A 1208-nucleotide genomic window follows, 5' to 3' on the forward strand; every position below is an offset into this window, starting at 1 on the left:
CCCGCGTCGTGCTCGCGGGCGTCGTGGGGCCCGCGGCCGCCGCGCTCACCGCCGAGACGACGGTGCCGTTCGCGAAGGCCGAGCTCGCCGAGCGCCGCGCGCTCCGGTTCCCGCCCGCGGTGCGCACCGCATCCGTCGTCGGCCACCCCGACGCGGTCGCGGAGGCGCTCGAGCAGCTCGTCGGCGACCCGCACCTCGACGTGCTCGGTCCCGTGCCCGTCGAGGGGCGGCCGGGGGAGGAGGCCGAGCGCGCGATCGTGCGCTTCTCCTACGCCGACGGGGCACGCGTCGCGGGCGTGGTCCGCGCGCGGGTGCTCGCCGCCGCCGGTCGGCCCCGGAAGCCCGGCGCGCCGCCGCGCCTGCGCATCCGGTTGGATGATCCCGAGCCCTTCGACGGCCTCTAGCGAGCCGACCGACCCGGGTCGCCGCCACCGCCCGGCCGGCATCGACCCTCCGAGACCCCCTTCGACAGAGAGCAGCCATGCGCATCGTCTTCGCCGGCAGTCCCGCCGCCGCCGTGCCCAGCCTCGAGGTGCTCGCCCGCGCGCACGACATCGCCGCGGTCGTCACGCGGGCCGCGTCCCCGCAGGGGCGCAAGCGCATCCTGACCCCCACGCCGGTCGCCGCGCGCGCGGCGGAGCTCGGGCTCGAGGTCATCGAGGCGAACCGGCTCGACGCGGGCGCGACCGAGCGCATCGCCGCGCTCGAGCCGGAGCTCGGCGTCGTCGTCGCGTACGGGGGGCTCGTGCGCGAGCCCCTGCTGTCGCGGCCGCGGCACGCCTGGATCAACCTGCACTTCTCGGTGCTGCCCGACTACCGCGGGGCCGCGCCCGTGCAGCGCGCCCTCATCGACGGGCACGGCGTCACGGGCGTGAGCGTGTTCCGGCTCGTCGAGGAGCTCGATGCCGGCCCGCTCGTGCGCGTGCGGGAGACGCCGATCCCCGAGGGCGCGACCGCGGGCGAGCTGCTCGCCGAGCTCGCCGAGGTCGGCGCGCACGAGCTCGCCGACGCGGTGCGCGAGATCGAGGCCGGCACCGCCGCGTTCGAGCCGCAGACGGGCGCGCCGACGTTCGCGCCGAAGCTCACGCTCGCCGACGGCGCGCTCGACCTGACGCGCACCGCGCCCGCGGTGCTCAACCGGTGGCGCGGGGTGACGCCCGAGCCCGGTGCCCACGCGATCGTCGACGGCGAGCGCATCAAGCTGCTCG

The 1208-nt window shown here is 77.9% G+C and carries 1 protein-coding gene and 1 pseudogene; both read left to right on the forward strand.

Features of this window, described 5'->3' with window-relative positions; translation table 11 throughout:
- A pseudogene (locus tag NWP09_RS12910) lies at positions 1-404 on the forward strand (primosomal protein N'); the annotation flags it as partial.
- Positions 405-481: 77 nt separating this feature from the next.
- The coding region (locus NWP09_RS12915) for a methionyl-tRNA formyltransferase (RefSeq protein ID WP_258275898.1) at positions 482-1208 on the forward strand (727 nt) is incomplete at its 3' end.

This window comes from Agrococcus sp. HG114, assembly GCF_024723325.1.
Taxonomy (GTDB): Bacteria; Actinomycetota; Actinomycetes; order Actinomycetales; family Microbacteriaceae; genus Agrococcus.